18 protein-coding genes and 1 pseudogene are annotated in these 22,370 nt (G+C 69.5%); 6 read left to right on the forward strand and 13 right to left on the reverse strand.

All coding sequences use genetic code 11. The features are described 5' to 3' along the window. Nucleotides 1–32: 32 nt before the first annotated feature. Genes ABZX61_RS15875 through ABZX61_RS15890 form a run of 4 tightly spaced genes read right to left on the reverse strand, consistent with a single transcriptional unit; the run spans nt 33 to nt 3,736 of the window. Nucleotides 33–620: an ATP/GTP-binding protein gene (locus tag ABZX61_RS15875; RefSeq protein WP_355195007.1), complete on the reverse strand. Its 588-nt coding sequence runs from the start codon at nt 618–620 to the stop codon at nt 33–35. Next, nucleotides 601–978: a DUF742 domain-containing protein gene (locus ABZX61_RS15880; RefSeq protein ID WP_185077533.1), complete on the reverse strand. Its 378-nt coding sequence runs from the start codon at nt 976–978 to the stop codon at nt 601–603. Before ABZX61_RS15880 ends, ABZX61_RS15875 begins: the two co-directional genes overlap by 20 nt. Further along, nucleotides 975–1,394, reverse strand: a complete 420-nt coding sequence (locus ABZX61_RS15885; RefSeq protein WP_185077532.1) for a roadblock/LC7 domain-containing protein — start codon at nt 1,392–1,394, stop codon at nt 975–977. Before ABZX61_RS15885 ends, ABZX61_RS15880 begins: the two co-directional genes overlap by 4 nt. Beyond that, a complete protein-coding gene (locus tag ABZX61_RS15890) occupies nt 1,391–3,736 on the reverse strand; it encodes a nitrate- and nitrite sensing domain-containing protein (RefSeq protein ID WP_355195009.1) in 2,346 nt (781 codons plus the stop codon). Before ABZX61_RS15890 ends, ABZX61_RS15885 begins: the two co-directional genes overlap by 4 nt. 608 nt (nt 3,737–4,344) lie before the next feature. On the opposite strand from ABZX61_RS15890, the gene ABZX61_RS15895 reads away from it, so the two are divergent. Continuing rightward, nucleotides 4,345–5,226, forward strand: a complete 882-nt coding sequence (locus ABZX61_RS15895; protein ID WP_355195011.1) for a terpene synthase family protein — start codon at nt 4,345–4,347, stop codon at nt 5,224–5,226. A 17-nt stretch (nt 5,227–5,243) separates the two neighbouring features. Here the strand turns inward: ABZX61_RS15895 and ABZX61_RS15900 are convergent, their stop codons facing one another. Continuing rightward, nucleotides 5,244–6,767: a prenyltransferase/squalene oxidase repeat-containing protein gene (locus ABZX61_RS15900; protein WP_355195013.1), complete on the reverse strand. Its 1,524-nt coding sequence runs from the start codon at nt 6,765–6,767 to the stop codon at nt 5,244–5,246. An 11-nt stretch (nt 6,768–6,778) separates the two neighbouring features. After that, nucleotides 6,779–8,140, reverse strand: a complete 1,362-nt coding sequence (locus tag ABZX61_RS15905; RefSeq protein ID WP_355195015.1) for a cytochrome P450 — start codon at nt 8,138–8,140, stop codon at nt 6,779–6,781. A gap of 297 nt (nt 8,141–8,437) precedes the next feature. Here ABZX61_RS15905 and ABZX61_RS15910 point away from each other — a divergent pair, with 297 nt between their 5' ends. Continuing rightward, complete coding sequence (locus ABZX61_RS15910; RefSeq protein WP_355195017.1) at nt 8,438–9,448, forward strand: polyprenyl synthetase family protein; 1,011 nt, start codon at nt 8,438–8,440, stop codon at nt 9,446–9,448. Between the two features lie 25 nt (nt 9,449–9,473). Here the strand turns inward: ABZX61_RS15910 and ABZX61_RS15915 are convergent, their stop codons facing one another. Further along, complete coding sequence (locus ABZX61_RS15915) at nt 9,474–10,403, reverse strand: aldo/keto reductase (RefSeq protein WP_355195019.1); 930 nt, start codon at nt 10,401–10,403, stop codon at nt 9,474–9,476. 126 nt (nt 10,404–10,529) lie between these two features. Between ABZX61_RS15915 and ABZX61_RS15920 the strand changes: the two genes are divergently transcribed. After that, nucleotides 10,530–11,075, forward strand: coding sequence for a TetR/AcrR family transcriptional regulator (locus ABZX61_RS15920; RefSeq protein WP_350722143.1), 546 nt, complete (start codon nt 10,530–10,532; stop codon nt 11,073–11,075). Here the strand turns inward: ABZX61_RS15920 and ABZX61_RS15925 are convergent. The 4 genes from ABZX61_RS15925 to ABZX61_RS15940 form a co-directional block, all read right to left on the reverse strand. After that, the gene (locus ABZX61_RS15925) at nt 11,013–12,617 is read right to left on the reverse strand and encodes a wax ester/triacylglycerol synthase family O-acyltransferase (RefSeq protein WP_355195021.1); all 1,605 of its coding nucleotides are present in this window, start codon (nt 12,615–12,617) and stop codon (nt 11,013–11,015) included. The genes ABZX61_RS15920 and ABZX61_RS15925 overlap by 63 nt on opposite strands. 143 nt (nt 12,618–12,760) lie before the next feature. Next, entirely contained in the window at nt 12,761–13,807 is a 1,047-nt protein-coding gene (locus ABZX61_RS15930; protein WP_355195023.1) for a sulfite oxidase, read from the reverse strand. A gap of 751 nt (nt 13,808–14,558) precedes the next feature. Further along, nucleotides 14,559–15,668 carry a serine hydrolase domain-containing protein gene (locus ABZX61_RS15935; protein WP_355195025.1) on the reverse strand — a complete coding sequence of 370 codons (1,110 nt, stop codon included), beginning with the start codon at nt 15,666–15,668 and terminating at the stop codon, nt 14,559–14,561. A 114-nt stretch (nt 15,669–15,782) separates the two neighbouring features. Next, entirely contained in the window at nt 15,783–16,715 is a 933-nt protein-coding gene (locus tag ABZX61_RS15940; RefSeq protein ID WP_355195027.1) for an antibiotic biosynthesis monooxygenase, read from the reverse strand. 149 nt (nt 16,716–16,864) lie between these two features. Between ABZX61_RS15940 and ABZX61_RS15945 the strand changes: the two genes are divergently transcribed. From ABZX61_RS15945 to ABZX61_RS15955, 3 genes are all read left to right on the forward strand, one after another. Then, complete coding sequence (locus tag ABZX61_RS15945; RefSeq protein ID WP_350722136.1) at nt 16,865–17,431, forward strand: nucleoside deaminase; 567 nt, start codon at nt 16,865–16,867, stop codon at nt 17,429–17,431. A gap of 321 nt (nt 17,432–17,752) precedes the next feature. Next, entirely contained in the window at nt 17,753–18,373 is a 621-nt protein-coding gene (locus ABZX61_RS15950) for an L-threonylcarbamoyladenylate synthase (protein WP_355195029.1), read from the forward strand. A gap of 251 nt (nt 18,374–18,624) precedes the next feature. Beyond that, nucleotides 18,625–19,665 carry a PP2C family protein-serine/threonine phosphatase gene (locus ABZX61_RS15955; protein ID WP_355195031.1) on the forward strand — a complete coding sequence of 347 codons (1,041 nt, stop codon included), beginning with the start codon at nt 18,625–18,627 and terminating at the stop codon, nt 19,663–19,665. A gap of 70 nt (nt 19,666–19,735) precedes the next feature. On the opposite strand, the pseudogene ABZX61_RS15960 reads toward ABZX61_RS15955, so the two are convergent. Both ABZX61_RS15960 and polX read right to left on the reverse strand, forming a co-directional pair. Continuing rightward, a pseudogene (locus ABZX61_RS15960) lies at nt 19,736–20,356 on the reverse strand (DUF6596 domain-containing protein); the annotation flags it as partial. Nucleotides 20,357–20,669: 313 nt separating this feature from the next. Further along, entirely contained in the window at nt 20,670–22,349 is a 1,680-nt protein-coding gene (gene polX, locus ABZX61_RS15965) for a DNA polymerase/3'-5' exonuclease PolX (protein ID WP_355195033.1), read from the reverse strand. Nucleotides 22,350–22,370 lie beyond the last annotated feature (21 nt).

Raw genomic sequence — 22,370 nt, forward strand, 5'->3', positions numbered from 1 at the left:
GGCGCCCCTGATGAACGGGCGCCTCCCGGGGGCTAGCTGCCGACCGGTTCGGCGCGGAGCCGGGCCGAGTGTTTGACCAGGGCGATCAGGACCTCGCGGCTCGAGTCCTTCTTGCGGGCGTCGCACATGATGATGGGGACGGAAGGGTTGAGCTGGAGCGCCAGCCGTACCTCGTCCAGCTCGAACGACGTCGATCCCTCGAAGCAGTTGACGGCCACCACGAACGGCGTCCCGCGCCGCTCGAAATAGTCGACCGACGGGAAGCAGTCGGCCAGGCGCCGCGTGTCCGCCAGGATGACGGCCCCCAGCGACCCCTCCGCCAACTCGTCCCACACGAACCAGAAACGCTCCTGGCCGGGTGTGCCGAACAGGTACAGGACGTAGTCGTTGCCCAGCGTGATCCGGCCGAAGTCCATCGCCACGGTGGTCGTGCGCTTGGCCTCCACCGAGGAGATGTCGTCCACGCCTATCCCGCGGTCGGTCAGGACCTCCTCGGTGCGCAGCGGCCGGGTCTCGGAGACAGCCCCCACCATCGTCGTCTTGCCCGCGCCGAAGCCGCCCGCGATCAGGATCTTGATCGCCGTCGGCAGGCGCGGACGCTCAGAGCGAGCGAAGACCATCGAGCACCGCCCTGTACATCTTCATGTCGTGCATGTCCACCTCGGATTGTGGTTCCTGGGCAGAGACGAGTTCGCGGTCGAACAGGTCGCCGAGCAGCACCCGGATCGTGCCGGCCGGCAGGTCGAGGTATGCCGCGATCTCGGCGACCGACTTCGGTTCGCGGCAGAGCTGGATGATGCGCAGGTGCTCCGGGTCGAGCCCGGCGTCGGGGCCCGGTGGCGGGCCCACCGCGAGGGCCATGGAGATCAGGTCGAACCGGCCGTGCACGGGCTGCGTACGGCCACGGGTGACCACGTAGGGCCGGATGATCTCCGGATCCACCCAGTGTTCATCCGTCGGTTCGTCCGCGCCTCTCACCGGTCGCTCCTGGCGACGGCCTCGGCGTTGCGGGCGCCCGAGGTGAGGTACTGGCCGACGCGGGCCACCATCATCGCCATCTCGTACGCGACCAGCCCGATGTCGGCGTTCTGCGCGCACAGGACGGCCAGGCAGGCGCGCTCGCCCGCCGTGGTCACGATGAGGAACTGGTTCTTCCACTCCACGACCGTCTGCCGCACGGAGCCGCCGGAAATGTGGTCCGAGACGCCTTTCGCCAGGCTCTGCAGACCGGAGGCGACGGCGGACAGGTGCTCGCCGTCGGTCCGCTGCAACGCGGCGGAGGAGGCCATCAGCAAGCCGTCGGACGACAGCACGATGGCGTGCTCGACCTCCTTGACACGGCCGACGAGGTCGTCGAGCAGCCAGTTCAGGTCGGTGCCGGAGGTGGGGGTCATGCCTCATCTCCAGACTGCTCATCCAGCATCTTGGCGGCTTCGGTGCGGCCAAGACGGGTGCCTGACTGCAGAGATCCCATCATCGCGCGGATCTCCTCCGGCGAGCGCTCGTCATCGTCCTCCTCGAAGTCGGGCTGCGTGGGCGTGTCGTCCCGCAGCGCTGGCGCCAGGTTGGCCTGGGGCACCCGGAGGGGCAGCCCGTTCGACGTGAACTCGGTCACAGACTTCTGCTCCGGTTCGGCTGGCGTTTCGGGTTGTGTCTCCACAGCGGTGATCGGGCGGGCAGGCTGGGGGACCGGCGTCGGCGCCGGGACCGGCATCGGGCGTGCGGGCTTGAGCGTCCGCACGTTCTCCCCGGTGACCGGCCGCGACGCGGTGGCCGCCCCGGTGGCCGCCGCGGCCACCGCCGTCGTCCGGCGCGGCAGCCGCTCGCGCCGCCCGCCGTCCTGCGGTTCGGGCGTGGGATCGAGCTGTACGAGCTCCTGCGGCAGCAGGACCACGACCGTCGTCCCGCCGTACGGCGACGCCTTGAGCACCACCTGGATCTCGTGGCGCTTGGCCAGCTGGCTGACCACGTACAGGCCCAGCCGGGCGGTGCCGGTGATGCGGAACTCGGGCGGGTCCGCGATGCGCTCGTTCGCGGCGTCCAGGTCCTCGGGCTTCATGCCCAGGCCCCGGTCCTCGATCTCGATCACGTACCCGTTGGCCACGAGCTGGCCGCTGACCTGCACGTTCGTGTAAGGGGGCGAGAACGACACGGCGTTCTCGATCAGCTCGGCGAGCAGGTGGATGACGTCACCGACGGCGCGGCCGACGAGCACCACGTCGCCCATGGGCATGAGCGTGACGCGGGTGTAGTCCTCGACCTCGGCCAGCGCGCCGCGGACGACGTCCACCATGGGGACCGAGCGGCGCCACGTACGGGCGGGGGCCGAGCCGGACAGGACGATCAGGTTCTCCGCGTTGCGGCGCATGCGGATGGCCAGGTGGTCGAGCCGGAAGAGCTCCTTCAGCTCCTCGGGGTCGGTCTCGCGGCGCTCCATGACGTCGAGCACGGTGAGCTGCCGGTGGACCAGGCCCTGCGTCCTGCGGGCCAGGCTCAGCAGGATGTCGCGGATGCTGCGGCGCAGCTCGGCCTGCTCGGCGGCGACGCTGACGGCGGTGTGCTGCACGGTGTTGAACGCCTGGCCCACCTGGCCGATCTCGTCGTCGCCGAAGTCCAGCGCGGGCACCTCCTTGGCCAGGTCGACGTCCTCGCCGCGGCCGATGCGCTCGACGACGCCGGGCAGCCGGTCGTCGGACAGCTCGTGCGCGGCGTCGCGCAGCTTCTGCAGCTGGGCGAGCAGGTCGCGGGCCGTGGTGATGGACAGGATGATCGAGGCGATGACGGCGATGAGCCCGAGACCACCGGCCAGGACCAGCCGGACGATCACGTTGACGGCGACGGGCACGATCCGGTCCACCATGCGGTCGCCCGCGCCGAGCACCATGCCGTTGAAGTCGGTCAGGAAGCGTTCGGTCGCCGACTTCCACTCGTCACCGGTGAACGGCAGGTTCAGAGCGGCCGGGTCATGCTCCATGACCTGCGTTTCCATGGCCTGGAGCTGGACGAACGGCCGGCTCTTGGCCAGCCTGTCGTAGGCGGCCCTTTCGGAATCGGGCAGTTCGGATGCGGCCTGTCCGGCGACGATCCGCCAGGCGCCCACGGCCTGGCTGAACTGTGCCTGGTCGGCGGGGGTCAGCCGCCCCTCGGCGAGCGCGCCGGCAAGCAGCGCGTCCTCCCGGGTGAGGAGCTCGCTGGCGCGGCTCAGAGTGATGAGGGTACGGACGTCCTTGGCGACTTCCTTGTCGTCGAGCGTCGCCATCGACCCGTAGAGACGGTCGATGGGGTCGATGACGTCGTTGTACTCGGTCATCACCTGTACGCGGTCAAGCTTGCCCGCGTCGATGGCCTTGCGTATCTCCTTGACCGATTCGAGCTGCTTGAGCAGGTCGGCGAGCCGCTTCTCGCCCTGATCGTCCAACGCCAAGCTGACCAGCCCGGCGTTGACCGACTCCTGGAAAGCGGCGATGACGCGGTCGTTCTGCTTACGCTGTGTTTCGAGCTCTTTGCGGGTTTGGGGGGTCTTCTCGCTCAGCCTCACGACCGAAAGCCGGCGCTCTTTTTGCAGGCCGAAGAGCACCGGGTCGCTGGGGGTCGCAATGGCGGAGTCGAGTTGGGAGACCCACAGGAGGTTGACTCCCTCGCGGAGGGTGACCCACGCAGCGAAGACCCACAAGGCCGCCAGGGAGAGCAGCAGAGCCGTGATCTTGGTCCGCAGCCCCGTCTTGCGGAAGCGCATTATCATACCCACCCTGTGCAAGTCATATCTGGTCTGCCGGACACCTTACGTGCGGCGAGGTTACATACAGTATCGATCAAGGAACTCTAGCGCACTCGCAAACCGCCTCTCAAGAAACATTAATCACAGATGTCAGGTTCTGACAGCCTATTAGTCAATTTTTCACCCAAAGATGTGAGTGTCGGTATACGCCGCAAGTGACCAGCCCTACCCGCAGTCATTTCGGCATTCGTAACAACCTCGCAGGCCGTCTTCTTGGCCAATCACACCGGCTGGCGGGCTCGCCACGGCTGGGCCGCGCCCCTGCACCTCCGCGGCGAGGGCAAGACCGATGCCCGCGACGCCGCCGTCATCGCCGACCGAGCCCGGATGCCCCGGCCTGGCTCCCGTCGTCCGCGATCGGGTGCCTCGGGACGCGGGGCGGCGGAACCCCGCTTCCCCGCCGCGGAGATCGGGCTCGGCCCCCCGCTCGCCGGGTCGGAGTGTGCCGTGGGCGCCGCTCGCGTTGTGTCATCTCAGTCGCGGTGTGATCATTAACCGATTCCGAACAATGCGCAGTTTCCAACCCTGGTATCCCTTTTGGCTGGGAGTACCTGACAGGAGCCGTCATGAGCCCCTCGCCGTCCCTCCCTGACGAGCTTTCGTCCGATGCGCTGTCCGCCCGCGCGGCGGAATGTGCCCGTGACCTTCGCAGCACCGCCGCGTGCTACCCCGAACTCTTCGACACCGGTGAGTTCGCCGACACCCCGGGTCAGATCGCGAACATGATGGTCTATGGCACCCCGCGCCATGACCCGGGCGTGCTGCGGAGTCCCTCCCGGCTGGCGTTCTGGATTTTCCCGCTCGACGCGGCCATCGACCGTGATGCGACAGAGCGATCCCAGGTGCGGGCCATCGTCGAGGAATGCAAGGACGTCATCGCCGGCGACGACCCGCGTACGCCCCTGGCCCGGCCGCTCGCTCGCATCCGCGACGACCTGGCTCACGCGCCCGCGTTCGGTCATCTGGGAGCAGTGTGGCGCACCGAGTTGGCCGCGATGCTCGATGCGATGGCGCGGGAATGGGATTGGAAGACCGCGGCCCGGCAGACCGGCGCCGCACCCACCGTGCAGGAGTATCTGGGTAATGCGGCGAACTTCGGCTCCACCTGTGTCGGGGTCTCCCGTTTGATCAGCACCGGCGAACCGGAAGCCACTCGCGAGCACCTGCCGGCGATCATCGACGCCGCCAACGCGACTCAACGGGTCATGCGCCTGGTCAACGACCTGCGCACCGTCAACCGCGACCGCCAATGGGCGGACCTGAACGCACAGATGCTCGGGCTCGACGAGCACGCTCTGCGGGAACTGATCGCCGAAGAACGCAAGGCATGTGACCCGGCGCTGGACCGGCTCGCGCAGTCCTGTCCGGGCGTGGCAGAAGATCTTCGCCGCCAGATGATGATCACCTGGGGCTTTTACTTCGACGGCGGTGATTTTTGGACCGTCTGAGCCGGAGCTCATCGGAGCTAGACCGCCCGCGCCCGGGCCTGCCGGCTGAGGTGCGACGACGCGATCACCGCGGCGCGGGTCACGGCGCGGGGGACGTACAGGTCCTTGTCGTGCCAGAGCGGGGGGTGGTCGCCGCCGGTCGAGCGTGACAGGTATTCGTGACCCCGATCCGCCGCACGGATATGCCGCGGATCCGCGCGTCCTCGGGTCAGCAGCAGGATCTGCATCGCGTACGCGGTCTCCTCGGCCGTGCCCTCCCAGCGGCCCCAGGAGCCGTCCGGCCGCTGGGTCTCCAGCGTCCATTCGGCGGCCGCGCGCACCGCCTCCCGCGAGACCTCTCCGCCGAAGGCGTCGAGCGCCAGCGCGCAGCTGACGGTGGCGTAGTACGGCGACGCGTGCCACCGGTCCGTCCAGTTCCCGTCCGGACCCTGGCAATCCCGGATCCAGGCGGCCAGCTCGGCGATGGTCTCGTCGTAGCGCGGTGCGGCGGCGGGCCTGCGGCGGACGTACTCGCCGAAGGCGTCCAGCACGTGCGCATTGACGCTGACCGAGACGCCCTGCTCGCCGGGCCAGGTGGAGAAGTGGGTGCCGGAGCGGAACCCCCACAGGCTGTCCGGTTCGTGCGGCGCGCCGAGCAGCGCCAGGGCGTACAGCGCCACGGACGTCGTGTCGGCGTCGGCGGGCAGCCCGGATCCCGCGGGCGTGCCGGCCGGACCTATGGCCGCTCTGATGTCGGCCACCATCTCCGGCGGCACCTCGACGGGCACGCCCGCCCGGAGCAGCCAGCTCAGCACCCAGCCTCGCTCGAACACAGTGATGGGCAGCCCGACGGGCACCGGGCCGCCGTACAACCGGACCACCGCCTCCAGATGTCCGCGGGCCGGCTCGTGCGCGTCAGGTCCCCCGCCCTCGCCCAGCCAGGCGGCGGTCGCCGCGGGCGAGGCGCCGACACTGCCGATGGGCGTGGGCCGGATGCCGGGCGCTCCGGCGGCCTCGTCGGCCGCGATCTCCAGGGCGTGGAGCAGCTTCTGCGGCACCTCCATGCCGGACTTGACCCAGGATCTGACGGCGTGGAGCGTGTCGTAGCTCATGGCCTCGGGCAACGGGATCGGCGCCCGGCCCGGTAAGCCCTCGACGTGCTGGTTGATGCGGTCGACGAGGGAGGGGACGATGTGCTCGATCGCCGGCATGTCGGGCAGCTCGAGCGGGCCGCTCAGCCAGGTGGCGAGCACCCGCAGGCCACGGTCCGCCGCACCCGCCAGGCGCTCGCGGTCCGTGTCCAGGCCCTCGCGCGTCAAAGCGGAGAGGATCCCCTCGGTGGCGCTCAAGGTCGGCACCACGCCGTACCCGTCGGGTGCACCCCAGGCGCCGTCCTGCCGCTGGGTGTCGATCAGGTACTCGATGCGTTCCAGGTGGCCGGTCAGCCAGGGGGCGAGCGAGACCAGCCGGCCGGTTTCGTAGACCGAGGGCGAAACCTGCCCCCAAGGCCTGAGCATGAGGCTCTGGACGAGTTCTTCCGCTGCCGCGGTGCTGTCCGCCATTTCGCCGATGCTCACGCCGCACGATTCCGTTCGACCGGGTGCAGCTGGAGGAAGAGCTTCTCCTTGGGCCGCAAGGTGGCTCCCCCCACCAGGGGCGTCAGCTTCTGCGGGTAGGGCAGCGCCGGCCGGTACCTGGTGAACAGGTTGGCGATCAACAGAGATGCCTCGATATAGAACAGGTGCTGGCCGAGGCAGACGTGCGGCCCCGCGCCGAAGGGGATGAACGAGTAGCGGTGCCGGCGTTCGGACTTCTCGTTGTCCCAGCGCTCGGGGTCGAACTCCGTCGGCCGGGGCCAGAACTCCTCCAGCCGGTGGGTGGCGTACGGGCTGACCAGCACTTGCGAGCCGGCCTTGATCCGGACGCCGCCGATCTCCGTGTCCGCCACGGTCTGGCGTGGGACGACCCAGGCGCTCGGGTAGACCCGCACGAGCTCCTGCAGGACCTTGCGGAGATACGGCATCTCGGCGACGTGCGACGGCCGCACCGGGCCGCCGCCTATCACCCGGTCGATCTCCTCCTGCAGCCGGGCGTTCACGTCCGGGTGGTCGTCCAGCACGGCCCACAGCCACATCAGCGACATCGCCGTGTTCTCCGAAGCGGCGCCGTAGACGTTCACCAGGTCGTCGCGGATCTGCCGCAGGTCGGCCTTGCCCTCCTTCTCGAGCCTGGCCGCGAGCAGCGCCGAGACGACCTCCTTGCTCTCCTTGCCCTCGGTGTCCTCGCGCTGCGCCCGCTCGATGAGGGGGTTGATGATCTCGTGGATCTTCCTCGTGGATCGCAGGAAGGCGCGGTCGCCCGGGACCCTGATCGAGTACGGCGCGGAGGGGAAGAGCATGCGGAAGCCGATCGAGCTGGCGCACGTGGCGAACTCGGGCGCCAGCCGTTCGGCGGTGTCACGGGTGATCCGGCCGCCGAACAGCAGGTTGATGACGGCCTGGTTGACGATCGAGGTCATCTGGTGCTCGACGTCGATCGGGCGGCCCGTCAGCGCGTAGTCGTCGAGCTCGACGATGCGCTCGGCGATGATGTCGGCCATGTCCTCGGCCAGTGTGGCCGTGTAGCGCGCGGTGAAGAGCGGCTGGAGGATCTTCCGGGCGGACGCCCAGGCCTCACCCTCGCCCATGATGCTCTGACCGATCAGACGCTGGAGCGGCTGCCAGAACATGCCCGCGCGCACGAAGTTGGTCCAGTCCGTCTTGAACACCTGCTGGACGTGGTCCGGATGCGAAATCAGGTAAGGGCGGAAGGGGCCGAGGTCGAGCCGGACGACCCGCCCGGCGGCCTCGGTGCCCATCCGGGCCAGTTCGATGGCGGGGTTCCTCACCAGCCGGGGGATGGCCCGGTAAAAGGGAACAACTTCGGGCTTGGTCACAGACGTTCCTTGGCGTGCGGCATGGCTGCGCTCCCGGATCTAGGATGCGATCTCTGCAAGGCGGACATTTATCGCGGAAAAAGTGATTTATAATAAATTGTCCGATTTGTCGTTATTTGGGAGGGGGTGGCGGTTTGCCTGTCGCGCGGGGCGGCCTCCATCGCCACGAGTGCTTCCTCCATCGCGTACCGTGTCCGTCTCACGCCGTGGACATTTCCTGACAAATGTCAATCGATGGGTGGAGTATCACATGCTTGTGCATGTAGATTCAAGATCGTACCGGGGTAGGAGCACCGTTTGAATCTCAGCCATCCCTTGGGCGGCGGTGCTGTGGCCCGCTGCCGGGGTCTGCTCGAACCGGCTCTCCGCGAGGCTGTCTCGGTCCTGCATCCGGGGGGCGCCCGGATGGCCGCGTTCGCGCTGGGCTGGTCGGATGCCGACGGGAGACCGTACCAAGGCGACGGTGGCAAGGGTGTGCGGCCCGCCATCGCGATGCTCAGCGCCGAGGCCGTGGGCGGCACCGCCGAGTCGGCCCTCCCGGTGGCGGTGGCGGTGGAGCTGGTGCACGCCTTCTCCCTGGCGCACGACGACATCATCGACCACGACGAGCGGCGGCGGCACCGGGAGGCGCTCTGGAAGGCCTACGGGGTCGGGCCGGCGCTCCTGACCGGCGACGCCCTCCTGGCCCTGGCCGTCGGCCAGCTCGCCGGGCGGCCCGAGGCGATGACGTACCTGTCGACGGCGCTGATCGAGCTCGTCAACGGGCAGACCGCGGACATGGCCTTCGAGAACCGGCCGTGGCGCGGGCCCAAGGCGGTCACGATCGCCGAATACACGGAGATGGTCGCGGGCAAGACGGGCGGCCTGCTGGCGGCCGCCGCGGCGGCGGGGGTGGCCCTGGGCGGCGCCCCCGAGCTGGGCGACCTCATGTGGAAGACCGGGCGCGATCTGGGGGTGGCGTTCCAGATCGTCGACGACATGCTGGGCATCTGGGGCGAGCCGCGCGTCACGGGCAAGCCCGTCTACTCCGACCTGCGGCGCGACAAGAAGACGTTCCCCGTCCTCGCGGCCCTCGCCGCCGACCACCCCGCCGCCCGCGAGCTCTCCGACCTCCTCGCGGAGGGGGTCTCGGACGAGGACTCCGTGCACCACGCCGCCCGCCTCGTCGAGGAGGCCGGCGGCCGGGCCGCCGCGCAGGCCCAGGCGGAGCGGTACGTCGCGGCGGCGGTGGCGGTGATGGACGAGCACCTGCCGGACGCCGCCGACCTGCGCGCCCTGTGCGTCTCCCTGGCGGACCGCGCCCGCTGACCGCAGGCACGGCCCGTCGGATGCGTCAGGCTTGGGAGGCCTCGTTCAGGAGGGCGAGCTCCTCCTCCGTCAGGGTCAGCTCGGCGGCCGCCAGCAGCGGCTGGAGCTGCGTCACGTCCCGGGCGCTGGCGATCGGGGCCGTGATCGTCGGCTGGGCGGCGAGCCAGGCCAGCGCCACCGTGGCCGGGGCCACCTCCTGCTCGGCCGCCACCTTGAGCAGCGCCTCCAGCGCCCGGCGCCCATGCTCCTTCTGCAGGTACTCGGCCGCCATCCCGGCCCGCGGGCTGTCGATCGTCACCCCGGGCGCGTACTTGCCGGTCAGGAAGCCGCGCGCCAGCCCGAAGTACGGCGTGCTGGACAGCCCCTCCTGGGCCACCACGTCCCGCAGCTCGCTCTCGTAGCCGCGCTCGACCAGGTTGTACTGCTGCTGCAGCGCCACATACCGGGTCAGCCCCTCGTCGCTGGAGGTCTTGAGGGCCTCGGCCAGCCGGTCCGCGCCGTAGTTGGACGCGCCGACGTACCGGATCTTGCCCTCGTGGACCAGCGCGTCGAACGTCGCCAGCGACTCCACCAGCGGCGTGTCGTGGTCGTCCACATGTGCCCAGTAGAGGTCGATGTAGTCGGTACGCAGCCGGCGCAGCGAGTCCTCGACCGCCGTCCGGATCGTCGCGGGGGACAGCCCGGTCAGGCCCTCCAGCATGCCGACCTTGGTGGCGAGCACGAGCGAGTCGCGGTTGCGGCGCACGTGCATCCACTCGCCGATGATCATTTCTGACGTGGACTCGCCGGTCACCCAGTACGGGTAGACATCGGCGGTGTCGATGAAGTTGCCGCCGCCCTCGACGTACGCGTCCAGGACGGCGAAAGAGGACTCCTTGTCGGCGGTCCAGCCGAAGACATTCGTACCGAGCGATATCGGGAAAACGGACAGCTCCGTGGTGCCTATCGATCTCATTCCGCCATTATCCGCACCTCCCTTGAGCAGGCCCGATGGCACCCCCTCGATCGGCGCCGGGTGGACACGGGTGTCTCGCTTCCGCGGGATGGCGGGGCGGTCGCGGGTGACGCTATGGTGCGAGCTGTGGTGATCGGTGACGCGCGCACGCGCATCCTGGACGCGGCCGAGGAGCTGTTCGCGGGCGGCGGCTATGAGGCCACCCCGACCGCGGTCATCGCGCGGCTCGCGAAAGTGCCCAAAGGGCTGATCTTCCACTACTTCCCGCGCAAGATCGACGTCCTGGTGGCTCTGGTTGACGAGCGCACGCTGGTCGAGGAGGGGCGAGAGGTCGACGCCGTGCCGGGCGATCCGGCGCGGACCCTGTCCAAGCTCGCCCGCGGCCTGCCGCTGCGGGCCTCGCCGGCGATGCGGCGCATCCTGTTCAGGGAGGCCGACACGCACGGCTCGGTCAAGGAACGGCTCGGGCGGCTGAACGGCGAGCTGATCAGGCGCTCCAGGTTCGCGCTGGAGCTGGCGCTGCCCGGGGCGCGCGGGGACCTGGCCCGGCTGGAGGTGGCGGCGGCCACGTTCGCCGCCGTCCTCCTCTATCAGGAAAATCTCTGCCAGCTAACGGGCCACCAGATCGATCCCGACGCCGTCGCGGAACTCATCGCCCACTCGCTCGTCTAGCAACTCGTCCAGCGCCGTGCGCAGGTGGCCGAGCAGGCCCCACACGTCGTCCATGCGCTCGGGGCAGGCCACGATGCCGAAGTCGAGCATGCCGTCGTAGGAGAAGCAGGTGATGTTGAGGCCGCCGCTCACGTCGGTCAGCACGGACAGCGGGTAGTACGACAGCACCCGCCCGCCGCACAGATACAGCGGGAACTGCGGGCCCGGGACGTTGCTGATGATGAGGTTGATGGGCGGGAACGCCATACCCGCCAGCCGGAAGATCGCCGGGGTGGCCAGGCTGGTGAGCGGGGCGGGCAGCACCGAGCACAGCTCGCTCAGCCAGGTCGCCGGGGCCAGCGCGAAACGCCGCTTGGCCCGGCCCATGACGGAGCCGACGGCCTGCAGCCGCTCCTTGGGGTCGGGGACGTTCGTGGGCATGGGGGCGACCATGGCCGAGATCTGGTTGCCGACCAGGTCCTTGGCCCCGGCCGTACGGATCGCCACGGGCACGGCGACGATGAGCGGCGCCTCCGGCAGCGCGTCGCGCTCGCGCAGCCATGACCGCAGGGCCGAGGTGCACAGGCTCATGACGATGTCGTTGACGCTCATGCCGTGGGCCTTGGCGACGTTCTTGACGTCCTTGAGCGACAGCGAGCCGAACGAGAGGTGGCGGCGGGCGCTGATCGGGCCGTTGAACGGGGTGCGGGGGACGGTGAGGCTGGGCAGCTCGGGGCGTTCGTGCCGGTCGCCGGCGACCAGCCGCGCGGCCTTGGCGATCAGCTTCGCGCCCGGGATGCCCGCCGCCAGCGGGATGGCGTCGAGGTCCTCGGCCGCCCTGACGACCGACTGGACGGCCCGCACGGGGTGGGTCGCCGTCCGCATGGCCGCCCCGGCCAGCATCGCGGCCAGCCCTGGGACGCCCTCCGGGGCGCGGGAGTCGTTCGTGGCGGGGACGGGGACGGGGACGGGTGTCGGGCGGGTGTCGTTCGCGACCTGGACGTGGACGGCGGCGGGCGTCGGACGGGGGCCGGAGCGGCGGAGGCGGTCGGGGCTCGCGGTCGGGATGTCGCGCCTCTTGAGGTGGCCGTCCGGGGTGAGATCGAGCAGGGTGGCGAGCGTCTCCGCGCCCGAGACGCCGTCGATGGCGGCGTGGTGGACCTTGGTGTAGACGGCCACCCGGCCGTCCACCAGCCCGTTGATCAGGTGCATCTCCCAGAGCGGGTGCGCCCGGTCCAGCCGCCGCGCGTGGATCTCCGCCACCGCGTCCGCGAGTTGCCAGTCGTCCCCCGGAGCGGGCAGCGTCAGCTCGAACAGGTGGTTGCCGAGGTCGAACGCGGGGTCCTCCGCCCAGTACGGATGGTCCAGCCCGAGCGGCACCGCGGCGAGCCGGAGGCTGAGGGCGGGCGACAGGTGCAGGCGTTCGAGGAGGAGCTCGGCCAGCGCGGCCCTGTTGACCGCGCCGTCGGCCGGGTCGAGGATCGCCAGCCCGGCCACGTGAGCGGCGGTGGTCGCGGTCTCGACATTGAGGAACTGGGCGTCGAGTGCGGTCAGCTGGCGCATCTGCTCTCCTTTTTCCCGTGATCTGTGCAGCGTCGCACGATGGGATTTCTGGAAGGTTTCCGCGCGAGTCTTTCAGATGAATTCAGGTACGCCGTACCAGCTTTTAGCGAATGTCCAGCTCAGCCTCGGTCGGTGACAATTACCTATCCATTGACCACGTCGACGGGGTGCCGTACGGCCGCGTCGAAGTGGTACCCGAACGGATGACGCGGCGTGACCAGGGGTTGGGTGGCCCCGGTCTCGTCGGTGGCGCGCGCCATGAGCACGTGCGCCCCCGTGCGCCGGGGAGCCCATGAAATGTGCCATGGCAGCCAGGCGCTGACCAGGTGCTGTCCGTGGTGCTCGGCCGGCCGCCAGCTCAGCCCGGCGTCGAAGCTGACCTCCACCCGGACGATCCTGCCCTGCCCCGACCATGACCGTCCGCGCACGATGTGCGGGCCGGAGCGGGGCAGGCGCGCATTCCAGGCGAGTTCGAACGCGCTCTTCACCGGCTGCGTCGTGACGTCCGGGTAAAAGACTGTATTCCACGGCGTGCAGAGCTCTTTCGTTGAAACTTCTATTTCACCCAGCCATTTGATCGATGCTATTCCCACCCATCCCGGCACCACCAGCCGCACCGGAAATCCGTGGTCGGGCGGCAGGCGCTCGCCGTTCATTTCATAGGCGACGAGGACGTCGTCCATGGCCTTGTCGATCGGCAGCGGCCGGCGTACGTGCCCGTACCCCTCGAACGGCGCGTCCAGCCCCGTGGGCAGCACGTCCACCGCGCTCGGCAGCACCCCGGCCTGCTTGAGCAGGTACTTCAGCGGCACCCCGCGCCACCGCGCGACGCCGATCGCCCCGAGTCCCCACTGCGTGCCGGGCGCGGCCTCGTGCTGCTGCGTGCCGTAGAAGCGCCGCCCGTTCCCGGCGCACTCGATGGCCACGTCGAGCGTGCGGGACGGCATGGCCCGCAGCTCGTCGTAGCCGAACTCGCGCGGACATCGAACGCCCGCCCCGTGCACCAGGAGGCGCCAGGTGGTGACGTCGATGATCGGCGTGGCGGTGTGGTTGCGCACGAAGAAGCGGTCGTTCGGAGTGTGGTATCCCTGCCCCGACATGGCCTCCCACCGCATCTCCGCGCTCGCACCGTGCACCCTGAACAGGTGGTCGGGCAGCGGCTTCACGATCGTCGCCAGTGCTTGCTTCATGGACACCGCCTCCGTAAGAGCTATTTCCTACCTGTAAACCATTTAATCCCTTCACGCTGTCCTGTGGCGCCCCTCGTTGCCGAATTCTGTCCGACCGGTACGGGAACGTTCCACTCCTCCACCCCGCCCCTTACCCTCAGCCGCCGCTCCCACAACGAGCCCCGGGCACCGCTCCCACCAGCCCACACACCCGCCCGTTCGCACGAGTCCGTTTCGCACGCGTCCGCCCGCTCGGATCCGGCCGCTCCGCATCCGCCCGGCTCGCGTCCCGCCGCCCCGCATTCGCCGCCCCGCATTCGCCGTCCCGCGTCCGGTCAGCTCGCGTCCGGTCAGCTCGCGTCCGGTCAGCTCGCGTCCGGTCGGCTCGCGTCCGGTCGGCTCGCGTCCGGTCGGCTCGCGTCCGGTCGGCTCGCGTCCGGTCGGCTCGCGTCCGGTCGGCTCGCGTCCGGCCGTCCCGCGTCCGCAGGCTCGCGTTCATCTCCCCGCGTCCGGCCGTCCGGCGCCCGGTCAGCTCGCTGGGGTCGGAGGTGGCGACGTGCGAGAGGCGCGGGCGGCGGGCGGGTGTCGCACGGGTGTTGGCCGGCTGCGCTCTACAGGCGGCGAGTCGCGCCTCCTCGTCGGCTGGATCGGGCTCGGCCGGATTCGGCTCGGGTGGATGGGGTGCGGTGTCGCCCGGGTCGGCGCCGACTCGGTGGGCTTCGGCCTCGCGGGGGCGCGTGTGCTCACCTGGGCGGCGGGCAGGCGGTCGGTCCTACTTGCCGGGGCAGAGGACGGCCTTCGCCGTCTGGTTGATGGCTCGGCCGATGGCGGCCGGGTCCTCGGTGTTGGTCGTGGTGGACGTCGCGAACTGGATGCGGCCGTCAGGGGAGCTGAAGGTGACGGAGGTGAAGCTGGTGGTGCCGCCCGCGATGACCCGCAGCTCCGGCTCGCCTCCGCACAGGGGCGGCTGGGAAGGGGCGTTCTCCGGCGGGTCGGTGAGCAGCTTCTGCAGCGTCGGCGGGAGGAGTTTGCCCTGGCCGAAGGCGCGGTAGAAGGCGCTGATGTCGCGCGAGGTGGAGATCACGCCTCCGGAGCCGTTCCCGTAGCTGGCGTTGAGCCGGTCCATGTCGTGCACCTGGCCTTGGTCGTCGGTGCTGTAGCCGTGCCCGTGCGGGCCCTCGATGCCCTGCGGCGGCTTGACCGCCAGGTACGTACGGCTCATCCCGAGCGGTACGAAGAGCCGGCGGGCGAGCTCGGAGGCCAGCGAGCGGCCGGTCACCTTCTCGATGATCATGCCGAGCAGCGTGTAGTTGGTGTTGGAGTAGGAGAACTTCTCGCCCGGCTCCCCGGTACGCGGCTGGCTGCGTGACTTCTTCACCAGGTCGATCGGCGGGTAATAGGTGGTGAAGTCATATATGTCGACCAGATCGGGAGTGAACCAGTTCGGGATGCCGGATGTGTGCCGGATGAGCTGCCGTACCGTGATCTCGTCGGCCCGCTCCACGATGTCCTGGCTCGCCACCTCCGGCAGGAGATCGCTCAGCTTGTCCTCCAGCCCCAGCTTGCCCTCCTTGACCAGCTGGAGCGCCACCGTCCCCGTCAGCAGCTTGGTCTGCGACCCGATCCGGTAGCGGGAACCGGCGGGGATGCGCCCGCCCTTGCCGTTGAGCAGCCGCGAACCCGCCGAGCCCTGGCCGACGCGCTTCCCGTCCACGTACACCTCCCCGATCGTCCCCACCACCCCGCTGGTCCGGGCGAGTGCGTCCAGGGCCTGCTGCACATTGGCTACCTCGGGGGTGACGGCGGTCGCGGGCGTGGCGGCGGCCAGCGTCAGCATCGCGCAGGCCAGACCGGCGAGGCGTGTCGTAATGGCGTGACTCATGGTGATGATCCCTTCATGATGTGCGGGATCCTTTGTAGGGCGGGGGGTGTTTCCTGACCGTTTCCGCCGGGGGAGGGTGGGGGGTCACGGCCGGTACAGGGTGGTGTGTCGCCGCTAACGGGTGATCACGGCGAAGACGGCGACGGACAGCGCGTAGCACAGCACGATCACGAGCGCTCCGGCGGCGCCGGCGAGGAACGAGCGGGGCACACCGGGGCGCAGCCATGCCGCGAAGGCCCTGTTGACGAGCGGCATCAGGACCCAGGTGAGGATGGCGACGCTCAGCACGTTGCCGATGAACAGGACGAGGTAGGGGGGCAGGCGCGCGCCAGTCAGCACCCGGCTCACCGTCAGGTTCAGCGCCATCACGGTCGGATAGAGGGCCAGCAGCACGCACATGGCCTGCTTCCAGTTGGGCGGAGCGCCCTCCCCGGCAGCTCCGCCGCCGAACCGGAACCAGCCGCCGAACGCCGACTTGACGGTGCGCACGTCGAAGTCGATGACGCAGTCGCGACCTTCGTCCAGGAGCTTTCTGCGGGTGTCGGACGCGAGCCAGCTCTCAAGGTGTTCGCGGGTGTCGAACCGGGTCATGACCACCCAGTGCGGCTGTACGCCCGGCACGGGCGCGAACGCCTCGAATCCGAGGAAGCCGGGAAACCTCTCCTCTGCCTTGTGGACCCTGTCCTGCCAGCGCGTGTACTCGCCCTCGCGGCCCGGCCGCACGTCGTGGGAGATCACCGCCGTGACCGCTTCGCTGTCGGGCGTCCTTCCCGCGAGGACCTCCATCGCCGGCGGCTCCTCCAGCAGCGGCCGGACCTCGTCGAGCAGTGCCCTGCGCGACTCCGAATTCAGCCACCCGGTCAGCCGGGCGATACTCGAGAAACGAAAAACAGACACCCAGGAGGGTTGCTCGCCGGGAATCGGCGGATAAGCCTCCGCCCCCTCGAAGCCGGCAAATGAGCGCATGCTCTCATTTGTTTTCTGCTGCCAGCGGCGATAATCATCCTCGCGGCCTTCTCGAACCTTTGACGAAATGACCACGGTCACGCCGCGATCAGAGGCCCCACGGTTCGAACCAGGCTTCACCTGGGAAAGTATAGTCCACGGCCGCCCGGAGAAGCATGGCGGCAATGGCTCGGCACGGCAGTCGATCATGAAGAAATTTCAGCCGTAATTTACCTGCCGGAGGTTATGAGATGGGACCGAAGGAATTCATGGCCGAAGCCGTGCGACTCGCCACGGAGTCCGTTGTGAACGGCTGGGGCGGCCCGTTCGGCGCGGTCATCACCAAGGACGGGGAGATTCTCGCCCGCGGGCAGAACCGCGTCCTGCTCACCGGCGACCCGACCGCGCACGGCGAGATCGAGGCCATCCGCAAGGCCATCCAGATCCTGAACCCGGAGGCGCCCTCCCTTGCGGAGGACCGCCTGAACACCTCGACGCTCGAACTCGTGCCGCGCCCGGAAGGATCGCCCGACCTCCTGCCCGAGCGGGCCCGGATGCTCATGGGATACTCCCTCTACTCGAGCGGGGCTCCGTGCCCGATGTGCATGAGCGCCATCTACTGGTCGCGGATCGACGCGGTCCACTTCAGCTCCGACCTCGAGGCGACGAGGAAGATCGGTTTCGACGACGCCTTCCAGTACGAGGACTTCCAGCGGCCCCTCGACCAGCGCAAGATCCGGATCGAGCAGATCTATCCCGAGCTCGGCGCCCAGGCCTACGCCGCCTGGGCGAACAAGCCGAACCACCACCCGTACTGATCCGCCGGACGGCCAGGCGGGGTGGACGGCGGGCTCGTCCAGGCGTGCGAGTGCCGCGGTGGCGCGCTCGGCGGAACTCGGCGACGAGGACATCGCGGACCAGGTTACGGGCCGTCGCGCAGGGCGTGGGTACGTGGCCGCTGGGCTGGGAGCCCTCATGAGATGAGCCTCGTACCCCTCATCCCGACCCACGGCACGGCCCATGGGGCCCTCCTCGCCGACGTCAACCACCTGAATCAGGAGACGCTGCCGGGCGGCGAGACGGTGCCGCCCTGGGGTCGCCTGTCATGCCACGGTTTGCCGGACCCTAGGATCCGAGGCGTGGCCAGATACTTCGATCTTCATCCGGACAATCCCCAGCCTCGCCTGATCAGCCAGATCGTCGAGATCCTGCGGGCGGACGGGCTCATCGCCTACCCCACCGACTCGTGCTATGCCCTCGGATGCCGACCGGGCAACAAGGAGGGCCTCGACCGGATCAGGGAGATCCGCGGCCTTGGCAGCGACCACCACTTCACCCTGGTATGCCGTGACTTCGCCCAATTCGGCCAGTTCGTCCACCTGAGCAATGCCCTGTTCCGCCAGGTCAAGGCGGCGACTCCCGGCGGTTACACGTTCATCCTTCCCGCGACCAAGGAGGTGCCGCGGAGACTGCTGCATCCCCGGAAGAAGACGGTCGGCGTCCGCATCCCAGATCACGTCGTCACCCAGGCGCTGCTGGCCGAGCTCGGCGAGCCGCTGGTGTCCAGCACCCTGCTGCTGCCCGACGAGACCGAACCTTCGACGCAGGGCTGGGAGATCAAGGAGCGGCTCGACCACGTGGTGGACGCGGTCATCGACTCCGGCGAATGCGGCGCCACTCCGACGACCGTCGTCGACTTCTCGCAGGAGGAACCCGAGATTCTCCGCCGGGGCACGGGAGACACGTCCCTGTTCCAATAGGCGGCGGCAGCGGTCTCGCCGACCGCGATCTCCAGGCTGGCTCCCAGGGCGCCCTGGGAGTGTCGCCTCGACAGGCGATTCGACATTCACTAGAAAAGGATCAGATCCGGCACCTGAGGGAATGGCGTGCAGGGACCACCAGAGGACGTCATACGGCCTTCCCCCACAGGTCGATCGGCTGCGGGATCGGGGCGCGGATGAACCCACTCTCCACGAGGTTGCCCCGGTACGTCTCCTTCATACCGGCCGCCATGATCGTCATCGGCTCCGTCTTCAACCTGCTCTCCCCGCGCTACTACTGGGGCGACTACCTATTGGGCGCCGCGGTCGTGGTGGCAGGGGCGCTGCTGTCGCGACGGCACACGATCGCGGTCGCGGCGGCCGTTGTCCTGGTCCAACTGGTGTTGTTGATCAAGGATCGCTACTTCGGTCATGCCATCGGCACGCTCTCCTTGATCAGCGCGGTGTTCACCGCGCTCATAGGCCTCGGGGTGAACCGCGTGGTCGCCGGCCACAGCCGCCGGCTGCAAGTGGTGCGTTCCGTCGCCGAGGCCGTCCAGCGCGCCGTGCTGCCCGCACCACCGGTACGGGTAGGTCCGCTGGCCATCGCCGCGGTCTACAAGGCCGCGCAGATCGAGGCCTTGATCGGCGGAGATGCCTACGCCGTCCAAGACACGCCGTACGGCACCCGATTGCTGATCGCGGATGTGCGAGGCAAGGGCCTGGACGCGGTCGGCACGGTGGCCGTCCTGCTCGGCACGTTCCGAGAGGCGGCAGACCAGGAAGCCGACCTCGGGATGCTGGCCGAGCGCATGGAGCGCGCACTGATCAGGGAAGCCTCCTCGCGCGAGGAGAACGACCGGATGGAGGGGTTCGTCACCGCGGTGCTCGGCGAGATCACCTCGGACGCGGACCGGGTACGGCTGCTGAACTGCGGCCACCCCTCGCCGTTCCTCCTTCAGGGTGACACGGTGTCCTGTCTGGATCCCGCGGAGCCGAGTCTTCCCCTGGGCATGAGCCGCCTGGGTGTACCGCGGGCACGACCCGACCACTGGCCCTTCCCCGCCGGGAGCACGCTCCTGCTCGTCACCGATGGGGTGACGGAGGCCCGAGGCCGTTCCGGGACGTTCTACGACCCGGTGAGCCGGCTCGCCGGCCGGGGCCCGTTCCGGCAGCCGGAGGAGGTGGTCGAGGTGCTGGTACGAGATGTCGAGCGCTGGATCGGCGGTCCGCGCGATGACGACATGGCGATTCTGGCGATCACCCGGCGTACTGGTGAACCGGCCCCGTGAATCCGCTCACCACAGCAACAACAAGGCGCGGCATCAGTACAGTACGAGCCGGCCGGCCGAGCTGGAGACGTCAGCCCAGCGCGGCCGCCTTGCCCAGCAGCACCGAGCGTTCGCGCTGGTTGGCGCACAGCCGGGCCGCCAGCTCCAGCTCGGCGCGCGCTTCCGGTCGCCGTCCGAGTCGGGCCAGCAGCTCACCGCGTACGGTCGGGATCAGATGCGAACCGGGGAGCCGGTCCGAGACGACCAGTTCGTCCACGATGGCCAGGGCTTGCGCCGGGCCCGAGGCCATGGCGACGGCGACGGCCCGGTTGAGTTCGACCACCGGCGAGGGTGCGACACGGCCGAGTGCCTCGTAGAGCACCACGATCCGGTCCCAGTCGGTCGCCTCGACCGAGGGCGCCGACGCGTGGGTGGCGGCGATCGCGGCCTGCAGGCCGTAGGGGCCGAGGCCGTGAGTCGATGCCCTGGCCAGCGCGGCCAGTCCACGGCGGATCGCCGAGAAGTCCCACAGCCGCCGGTCCTGCTCGTCTAGCAGGATCGGGGACCCGTCCGGGGCGGTCCGGGCCGGGAAACGCGCGGCCGTCAGCTCGCACAACGCCAGCAGGCCGTGCACCTCCGGCTCGTCCGGCTGCAGCGCGGCCAGCGTGCGGGCCAGCCGGATCGCCTCGTACGCGACGTCGGGGCGCAGCAGCCGGTCGGCCCGCGGATCGACACGGCCGGAAAATCGCGACGCGGCCGATCCCTCCGACTCGCGTTTCGCCCGTCACAGCGGTCCCTGAGCGATGGCTGATCAGAAAGTTCATCGTCGCGTCCGTCCGAGTCCGCAGCCGACGGCGGTACCTCGACGACGAAGAACCTCCCGAGGCCCGAGCACATCGGTGCCTCCACCGCCCGCGCCGGAAAGCCGTCCGCGCCGGAAAGCCGTCCGCGCCGCGAGGCCGCCCCCGACCGAAAGTCGTCCGCGCCGTAACGCCGCCCCCGCTCGGCCGAGGGCGGCGTGGCGGTCAGCGGCCGAGGAATGTCAGGAGACGGTCCAGGGGCCAGGTGTTGATGACGTCGTCCGTGGTCAGCCAGGCCCGCTGCGCGAGACCCACCCCGAACCGCTGGTTGGCCAGGTGCGGGATCGCGTGCGAGTCGCTGTCGATCGAGAACTTCACCCCGTGGTGCTTGGCCAGCCGCACCAGGTCCGACGGCAGATCGGACCGGTCGGGGAAGGAGTCGATCTCCATGGCGGTCCCGGTGCGGGCGGCCACCCGGAAGATCGCGTCCCAGTCGGCGTCCACGGGCGGACGCTTGCCGATCTTGCGGGTCGTCGGGTGCCCGATGATGTCCACGTACGGGTTTTCGCAGGCGGCGATGAAACGCCGGGTCATCTCGTCGCGCGACATCCCGAAATGCGAGTGCACCGACGCCACGCACACGTCGAACCCGGCCAGCACCTCCCCGGGCCAGTCGACCGACCCGTCGGGAGCGATGTTGAGCTCCGTGCCGTGCAGGATCCGCATGTCCGGATATTTCCGTTGGAGCTCGGATACCTGCCCCCGCTGCTCCAGCGCCTTGTCCAGCGTCATCCGCTGCATCGCCAGGTCGGGGGCGTGGTCGGTGACCGCGTAGTAGGCGTAGCCGCGGGCGTGCGCGGCCGCCACCATGTCCTCCAGCGAGGCGATGCCGTCGGTCAGGTTGGTGTGGGTGTGCAGGTCGCCCTTCAGGTCACCCAGCTCCACCAGCTCCGGCAGTTCGCCGCGCAGGGCCGCCTTGACCTCGCCGCCGTCCTCGCGCATCGGCGGCGGCACGTACTGCATGCCGAGCGCGGCGTAGATGTCCTCCTCCGAGGCGGCGGCGATCACCCGCTCGCCCTCGAACAGCCCGTACTCCGACAGCTTCCAGCCCTTCTTCACCGCCATCTCCCGGATGGCGACGTTGTGCTCCTTGGAGCCCGTGAAGTACTGCATCGCCGCGCCCCACGACTCGGCGGGCACCACCCGCAGGTCGACCTGGATGCCGGACGTCGTGCGGATCGAGGTCTTCTTGTCGCCCGCCGCGATGATCTCGGCGACGTAGGGCTGGGCGCGGAAGGCGGTCATGATGGACTCGGGCGCGACCGCCAGGATGTCGATGTCGCCGATGGTGTCCTTCATCCGCCGCAGCGAGCCCGCGTACGCGATGCGCTCGGCCTCCAGCGAGGCCATCACCTGCTCCGCCAGCGACATGGCGACCCCGACGTGGACGCGGCGGCCGGACTGCTCGAGCTGCTCGATGCCCTTGAGCAGGTTTGCCAGCGTCTTGGGGCCGAGGCCCTTGACGCCGTCGAGGCGGCCGGAGGTGATCGCCTCGCGCAGGGCCACCGTGGAGTCGATGCCGTAGTCCTCGAACAGCATGATCGCCGTCTTGGGCCCCAGCGTCGGCACCCGCGTCAGCGCGCGCACGCCGTCGGGCACCCGGCCGCGCAGGTCGTCGAGCTGCCGGAAGCTCCCGCGCTGCAGGAACTCCTCCATCTTCTTGGCGATCGCCTCGCCCACCCCGGGGACGCTGCGCACGTCGACCACCGAGATGTCCTCGGGGAACCCCGCGATGGCCTTGGCCGCCTTCTGGTAGCTCCGCACCCGGAAGGCGTCGCCGCCGCAGAGCGCGAACAGCTCCGCGTACTCCTGCAGCGCCGACGCCGCCTCCTCATTTGCCCGCATGGCACAACCCTAAAGGTCGGC

This window comes from Nonomuraea sp. NPDC003709 (assembly GCF_040610775.1).
Classification (GTDB): Bacteria; Actinomycetota; Actinomycetes; order Streptosporangiales; family Streptosporangiaceae; genus Nonomuraea; species Nonomuraea angiospora_A.